The 6,290-nt window shown below is 61.0% G+C and carries 6 protein-coding genes; 5 read left to right on the plus strand and 1 reads right to left on the minus strand.

Features of this window, described 5'->3' with window-relative positions:
• Nucleotides 1-101: 101 nt before the first annotated feature.
• Nucleotides 102-2,000 carry a potassium transporter Kup gene (locus ACO6VD_RS03510; protein ID WP_400170482.1) on the minus strand — a complete coding sequence of 633 codons (1,899 nt, stop codon included), beginning with the start codon at nucleotides 1,998-2,000 and terminating at the stop codon, nucleotides 102-104.
• 265 nt (nucleotides 2,001-2,265) lie between these two features.
• On the opposite strand from ACO6VD_RS03510, the gene rimO reads away from it, so the two are divergent.
• The 5 genes from rimO (at nucleotide 2,266) to tsaA (ending at nucleotide 6,217) form a co-directional block, all read left to right on the plus strand.
• Complete coding sequence (gene rimO / locus ACO6VD_RS03515) at nucleotides 2,266-3,609, plus strand: 30S ribosomal protein S12 methylthiotransferase RimO (RefSeq protein ID WP_422417064.1); 1,344 nt, start codon at nucleotides 2,266-2,268, stop codon at nucleotides 3,607-3,609.
• An 84-nt stretch (nucleotides 3,610-3,693) separates the two neighbouring features.
• Nucleotides 3,694-4,164 carry a GNAT family N-acetyltransferase gene (locus tag ACO6VD_RS03520; protein WP_422417065.1) on the plus strand — a complete coding sequence of 157 codons (471 nt, stop codon included), beginning with the start codon at nucleotides 3,694-3,696 and terminating at the stop codon, nucleotides 4,162-4,164.
• 130 nt (nucleotides 4,165-4,294) lie between these two features.
• The gene (locus tag ACO6VD_RS03525) at nucleotides 4,295-5,005 is read left to right on the plus strand and encodes an rRNA pseudouridine synthase (protein WP_422417067.1); all 711 of its coding nucleotides are present in this window, start codon (nucleotides 4,295-4,297) and stop codon (nucleotides 5,003-5,005) included.
• Nucleotides 5,006-5,052: 47 nt separating this feature from the next.
• Nucleotides 5,053-5,514: a DUF1456 family protein gene (locus tag ACO6VD_RS03530; RefSeq protein WP_422417068.1), complete on the plus strand. Its 462-nt coding sequence runs from the start codon at nucleotides 5,053-5,055 to the stop codon at nucleotides 5,512-5,514.
• Nucleotides 5,515-5,521: 7 nt separating this feature from the next.
• Entirely contained in the window at nucleotides 5,522-6,217 is a 696-nt protein-coding gene (tsaA, locus tag ACO6VD_RS03535; protein ID WP_422417069.1) for a tRNA (N6-threonylcarbamoyladenosine(37)-N6)-methyltransferase TrmO, read from the plus strand.
• Nucleotides 6,218-6,290 lie beyond the last annotated feature (73 nt).

Below are 6,290 nucleotides of genomic sequence, written 5' to 3' on the forward strand. Positions count from 1 at the left end.
GGGGTCCTCTCTTCCTCCGCGATAGCGTTCGCCCCCCACCCTCCAGCTGAGCGCCCCCCCCGCTCCCACCGTATAGCCAATCAAGACAGTTGCTCCCCCCGTCAAATCTCGACTTGCGTACCCAGTTCGATCACCCGGTTCAGTGGCAGGTTGAAGAACCGCAGGGTGCCGTTGGCATTCTTCAACAGGAAGGCAAACAACAGAGCCCGCCAACGCGCCATACCCACCAAGCGAGAAGGAATCACCGTCTCACGACTGAGGAAGTAGGTGGTGCGCATGGGACTGAAATCCAGCCCCTCCAGATGGCACAACTTCAGTGCTGCAGGGACATCTGGCTCGTCCATGAAGCCAAAGTGCAACAGCACCCGATAGAAACCCTCACCGTAAGCCTCGACCTCGAATTGCTGCTGTGCCGGCACCCTGGGCGTGTCCTCACTAACCACCGTCAACAACACCACCTGATTGTGCAGCACCTGGTTATGCAGCAAGTTGTGCAACAAAGCATGCGGTACCGCATCCGCCCGCGCGGTCAGAAACACGGCGGTTCCTTCGACCCGGTGCGGTGGCTGTACGCGAATACTACCGATGAAAAGCGGCAGCGGCAGACTGCCTTCGTCCAGGCGCTCGACCAGGATCTGTTTGCCGCGCTTCCAGGTGGTCATCAGCACGAACAAGGCAATCCCCGCCAGCACCGGAAAGGCCCCTCCCTGTACTATTTTGGGCACGTTAGCGGCAAAAAACAGGCCGTCGACCAGCAAAAAACCAAGCAGCACCGGCACAGCCAGCACCGGCGGCCACTTCCACAGCAAGAGCATCACGGTGGACACCAGCAGCGTGGTCATCAGCATGGTTCCGGTCACTGCCACGCCATAGGCCGAAGCCAGCGCGCCAGACGACTCGAAGCCGAGTACCAGGAGAATAACCCCGACCATCAGCGCCCAGTTCACCGCACCGATGTAGATCTGGCCTTGTTCGTCGCTTGAGGTGTGCTGGATCTGCATACGCGGCACATAGCCCAGCTGGATAGCCTGACGCGTCAGGGAGAAAGCCCCGGATATCACCGCCTGGGACGCAATGACCGTCGCCAGGGTGGCCAGGCCGACCAACGGAATCAACGCCCAGCCCGGCGCCAATAGATAGAAGGGGTTACGCGCCGCCTCGGGGTTCTGCAACAACATCGCCCCCTGGCCGAAGTAGTTCAGCACCAGGGCCGGCAGAACCAAAACGAACCAGGCCCGGGCAATCGGCTTGCGACCAAAGTGGCCCATGTCGGCATACAACGCCTCGGCACCGGTCAGGGCCAGGACCACAGCGCCGAGGATAGCCACACCCATTCCTGGATGAACAATGAAGAAGCGCACTGCCCAGACCGGGTTGATCGCTTTGAGCACTTCGGGGCTCTGGGAAATGCCGTGCACGCCCAGCGCTGCCAGGACCAGGAACCAGGCAACCATTACCGGTCCGAACAGAATGCCGATGCGCGCAGTGCCATGCTTCTGGATCAGAAACAACCCCACCAGCACCACCAGGGCTATCGGCACCACCCAGTGATCGATGCCGTCGAAGGCCAGTTCCATACCCTCCACTGCCGACAGCACGGAAATGGCCGGGGTGATCATGCTGTCGCCATAAAACAGCGCCGCGCCGATCAAACCGCAAACCACCATAACCGCGCGCAGCTTGGGGTAAGGGGCCGAAGCACGCCTGGCCAAGGCGGTCAGGGCCATGGTGCCACCTTCGCCCTGGTTGTCGGCGCGCAGGATAAACACCATGTACTTGATCGAAACAACCCACACCAGCGACCAGAAGATCAGCGCCAGAATGCCCAGCACCCCGTCATGGTTGACCGGCACCCCGTAGTCACCGGAGAACACTTCTTTGAGGGTATATAAAGGACTGGTGCCGATATCCCCGTACACCACCCCTACCGCTGCCACCAGCAAGCTCAACGGCTTAGCCGCCGAATGCCCGGAATCAGCCTGATCGCTTGCCTGAACCATCCGCCACTCCCGCAACCAAGACCCTGGGGCCGGTAAAATCCACGCCAGACGCTAAAATGTTTGCTACCGCGCCACGCGTGCAGCCAGACCCGATACAAACGCAGGCATATCGTCGCGAAGCATAGCTTAGCGTTCGTCGCTTTTCTGCTGGTCAAGTGACATTGCGCCCGCTAGAATTGCGCACTTTTTGATCAGAGGCGCTGCTAGCGCCCAACAGGACAGCGGCGCTTGTCGCACGACTGTCCCCATTACACCGAGGTTAGTCATGTCCACCACGCCTACGCCCACCACGCCCAAGGTTGGCTTCGTATCCCTGGGTTGCCCCAAGGCCCTGGTCGATTCCGAGCGCATCCTGACCCAGCTGCGCATGGAAGGTTATGAAGTCGTGCCCACCTATCAGGACGCCGATGTGGTGGTGGTCAACACCTGTGGCTTTATCGACAGCGCCAAGGCCGAGTCCCTTGAGGTCATCGGCGAAGCCATCAAGGAAAACGGCAAGGTCATCGTCACCGGCTGCATGGGTGTCGAAGAAGGCAGCATTCGCGACGTACACCCGAGCGTGCTGGCCGTGACCGGCCCGCAGCAGTACGAGCAAGTGGTCAACGCCGTCCACGAAGTGGTACCGCCGCGTCAGGATCACAACCCGTTGATCGACCTGGTGCCGCCACAGGGTGTCAAATTGACCCCGCGCCACTATGCCTATCTGAAAATTTCCGAAGGCTGCAACCACAGCTGCAGCTTCTGCATCATCCCGTCGATGCGCGGCAAGCTGGTCAGCCGTCCGGTCGGTGAAGTGCTCAGCGAGGCCGAGCGCCTGGTCAAGGCCGGGGTCAAGGAGATCCTGGTGATCTCCCAGGACACCAGCGCCTACGGCGTTGACGTCAAGTACAAGACCGACTTCTGGAACGGTCGTCCGGTCAAGACACGCATGCTCGAACTGTGCGAAGCACTGAGCAGCCTGGGTGCCTGGGTGCGCTTGCACTACGTCTACCCGTACCCGAACGTCGACGACATCATCCCGCTGATGGCGGCCGGCAAGATCCTGCCGTACCTGGACATCCCGTTCCAGCACGCCAGCCCGAAAGTGCTCAAGTCGATGAAGCGTCCGGCCTTTGAAGACCGGACCCTGGCGCGTATCAAGAAGTGGCGCGAGCAGTGCCCACAGCTGATCATCCGCTCGACCTTCATCGTCGGCTTCCCGGGTGAAACCGAAGAAGACTTCCAGTACCTGCTCGACTGGCTGACCGAAGCCCAGCTCGACCGCGTTGGTTGCTTCCAGTACTCGCCTGTCGAAGGCGCGCCGGCCAACGAGCTGGGCCTGGACATTGTTCCTGATGACATCAAGCAAGCGCGTTGGGATCGTTTCATGGCCCACCAGCAGGCGATCAGCAGTGCCCGCCTGCAACTGCGCATCGGCCGCGAAATCGACGTATTGATCGATGAAGTCGAAGAAGAAGGCTCGGTCGGCCGCAGCTACTTCGACGCGCCAGAGATCGACGGCAACGTGTTCATCGATGGCAACCACGGCTTCAAGCCGGGTGACACCGTGCGCTGCCGGGTCACCGACGCCGACGAGTACGACATGTGGGCTGAGCCGATCCAGGCCTAACCTGCTGAAAAACAGCCCTGCCGACTCTGGCGGGGCTTTTTTTTACAACTATCGTTGTCTCTGTTGCCCAAGGAGAACAGAGCGATGTACAGGCATATCAGCGTGCACACCCCCAGGTTGAGCGACTACCCGGAACTGGCGCGTGTCTGGGAGGCGTCTGTGCGGGCAACCCATGACTTCTTGCCTGACAGTTACATCTGCCTGTTACGCGAACTGCTTGTCAGTCAGTACCTGGATGCAGTGATGCTGATCTGCTGCAAGGATGCCAAGCAGCGTATTACCGGCTTTGCCGGTGTTGCTGCCGGGCGCGTGGAAATGCTCTTCATCGATCCGGCGGTGCGCGGCCAGGGCCAAGGCAAACGCCTGCTGCACTACGCCATCAACGAACTCAACGCCGTCCAGCTCGATGTCAACGAACAGAATCCGCAGGCACTGGGCTTCTATCTACGCCAGGGCTTTGAAGTGGTCGGGCGCTCAGAAACGGATGGCATGGGCCAACCCTACCCCTTACTGCATCTGAGGCTGATTCAGACAAAAGCCGCTCAAACTGGCTGACAGAAAGCGTAATCCTTTTCTGAAATGCGGCGAAATCACAGATTAATGACCCGATGGGCGAATGTTGCCGGACCCGGGCCCCTCCGCACGGTTACAATAGGCACCTTTCCCTGTACCTACGGCTGTCGTCATGTCTGAACCCATTCGCCTTTCCAAACGCCTTATCGAGCAGGTCGGTTGCTCCCGACGGGAGGCTGAGCTGTACATTGAAGGCGGCTGGGTCACCGTGGACGGTGCGGTGGTCGACGAGCCGCAGTTCAAGGTAGCCGAGCAGAAGGTCGAATTGCTCGCCGGTGCCCGCGCCGAAGCCCTGGAGCCGGTGACCCTGCTGCTCCACCAGCCGGCCGGCCAGGACCTCGACAGCGCCTGCAACAGCATCACTGCCGACAGCCTGTCGGCAGATCACAGCCAGGGCCGCCGCCCGCTCAAAGGCCACTTCGCCCGCCTCAACAACGTGGCGCCACTGCAACAAGGCGCCAGCGGCCTACAGGTATTTACCCAGGACTGGCGGATCACCCGCAAGCTTGAATCAGACCTGGCCAAGCTCGAACAGGAATACGTTGTTGAAGTCAGCGGCGAGATGATCGCCCATGGCCTGGAGCGGCTGAACCGCGGGTTCACCTGGAAGGGTAAGGAGCTGCCGAAGATCAAGGCCAGCTGGCAGAACGAAACGCGCCTGCGCATGGTTGTGAAAAACCCGCAGCCGGGCCTGATCGCCTTGCTGTGCAGCAGCGTTGGGGTCACCCCGCTGAGCATGCGGCGAATTCGCCTCGGCGGCGTGCCGATGAGCAAGCTGCCCCTGGGCCAGTGGCGTTATCTGTCGGCCAGCGAAAAATTCTAGCAACAAGGCGCAGCCACTCGGGTTGCGCCCCGAACAGGATTGTCACCATGATTCACAACGATGTACTGCGCAGCCTGCGCTACCTGCTGGACGTCAATGACGCCAAACTGGCCGATATCATCAAGCTGACCGGCTTCGAAGTCGCCACCGACGATATCGTCTCCTACCTCAAGAAAGACGAGGAAGAAGGCTTTGTACGCTGCCCCGACGAAGTCATTGCACACTTTCTCGATGGCCTGGTGATCTTCAAGCGTGGCAAGGATGAGAGCCGCCCTGCGCAGCCTGTCGAACTGCCGGTGACCAACAACATCATCATGAAAAAGCTGCGGGTAGCCTTCGAGCTGAAGGAAGACGACCTGCACGCGATCCTCAAGGCAGCCGACTTCCCGGTGTCCAAGCCGGAGCTCAGCGCCCTGTTCCGCAAGGTCGGGCACAACAACTACCGCCCGTGTGGCGACCAGTTGCTGCGCAACTTCCTCAAGGGCCTGACCCTGCGGGTCCGTGGCTGAGCTGTCGATGAACTACAGCGTCGCACCGATCGGTTTCGTCCGTTCCTGCTTCAAGGAAAAGTTCGCCATCCCGCGCCAGCCCCAACTGGCGCCCGCTGCACGTGGGGTGCTGGAGCTGCTGCCGCCCTTCGACAGCGGTGACGCGGTGGCCGGGCTCGAGCAGGTCAGCCATGTCTGGTTGCTGTTCCTGTTCCATCAGGCTCTGGAAGACAAGCCACGGCTCAAGGTGCGCCCGCCGCGCCTGGGTGGTAACACCTCGATGGGTGTGTTTGCCACCCGTGCCACCCACCGGCCCAACGGCATAGGCCAATCGGTCGTGCGCCTGGAAAAGGTTGAAGCCGGACGCCTGCTGCTGTCGGGCATCGACCTACTCGATGGCACCCCGGTGCTCGATATCAAGCCCTATGTGCCCTACGCCGACGCAGTCAGCTACGCGACCAACCACATGGCCAGCGCGCCGCCAGCGCCAATTGCGGTCGCCTGGAGCGATGCTGCCCTGCCCCAAGCCCGCGATCATGCCTTGCGCCTTGGCGAGCCGCTGGTTGAGCTGATCGAGCAGTGTCTGGCCCAGGACCCGCGCCCGGCCTACCAGATCCCACCGCCTGAGCGCGTCTACGGGGTGAAGTTCTGGGATGTGCAGGTACGTTGGCACTATCCACAGCCGGAACAGATCCGGGTGCTGGAAGTGGTTATCGACCTCTAGAAAACTATCTCTGTGGGAGCGGGCTTGCCCCGCGATTGCCTGCTGTCAGTCGCATCGCGGGGCAAAGATCGGA

The organism is Pseudomonas sp. GZD-222, from assembly GCF_049310525.1.
Lineage (GTDB): Bacteria > Pseudomonadota > Gammaproteobacteria > Pseudomonadales > Pseudomonadaceae > Aquipseudomonas.

Excerpts from the sequence above, each read along its gene's own strand:
- ACO6VD_RS03510 (WP_400170482.1), bottom strand. The coding sequence starts at position 2,000 with ATGGTTCAGGCAAGCGATCAGGCTGATTCCGGGCATTCGGCGGCTAAG.
- rimO (WP_422417064.1), top strand. The coding sequence starts at position 2,266 with ATGTCCACCACGCCTACGCCCACCACGCCCAAGGTTGGCTTCGTATCC.
- ACO6VD_RS03520 (WP_422417065.1), top strand. The coding sequence starts at position 3,694 with ATGTACAGGCATATCAGCGTGCACACCCCCAGGTTGAGCGACTACCCG.
- ACO6VD_RS03525 (WP_422417067.1), top strand. The coding sequence starts at position 4,295 with ATGTCTGAACCCATTCGCCTTTCCAAACGCCTTATCGAGCAGGTCGGT.
- ACO6VD_RS03530 (WP_422417068.1), top strand. The coding sequence starts at position 5,053 with ATGATTCACAACGATGTACTGCGCAGCCTGCGCTACCTGCTGGACGTC.
- tsaA (WP_422417069.1), top strand. The coding sequence starts at position 5,522 with ATGAACTACAGCGTCGCACCGATCGGTTTCGTCCGTTCCTGCTTCAAG.